At 45.7% G+C, this 536-nt stretch carries 1 protein-coding gene; it reads right to left on the bottom strand.

The features are described 5' to 3' along the window. Positions 1 to 536, bottom strand: a 536-nt coding sequence (locus R7Q11_RS28910; RefSeq protein ID WP_225467312.1) for a recombination-associated protein RdgC, incomplete at both ends; no start/stop codon positions are given.

Genomic DNA, 536 nt, shown 5'->3' with positions numbered 1-536 from the left:
GAACTCGATTCGGCCTTGCCAGTTAAGCGCAAGTTGCGTCACGACTTTGTCAGCTGCGATGTGATTGCGGATTTCATCTGTGGTCAGCTCTTGCTTCTTACAGCGAATCACGCCACCTTCTTCAAGCACCGATTTTAACTCAGCTTCGTCCATCATGGTGATGCCTTGCGGTGTGTTACCTGTTTTAACCCATTCTGTTAGCGTGGTTTCAATTGCTACTTCTGGAATCGCAGGAACAACAGGTAAGCTACCCATGGTTTTACGCAGTAGCGCTAATACGTCTTCTGCTTTTTTGTAGCTGCTTGCATCGACAAGGATGAAGCCTTCTTTTGGCATAATCAACACGTGAGTGTGGCTGCTGCGGCTAAAGGCACGAGGCAGTAAGTCCATCACGATGTCATCTTTTAAGTTATCTTTCTCTTTCTTCTTCAGAGGACGACCTTCTTGCGCTTCCATAGCGTCTACTTTTGCATTCAAAGACTCTTTTATCACAGAAGCAGGCAGCATTTTCTCTTCTTTTTTTGCACAGATCAGAA

It is taken from the genome of Vibrio sp. 970, assembly GCF_033339075.1.
Note: the sequence above shows the minus strand (reverse complement) of the source record. Positions and strands in the feature narration are given on the sequence as shown.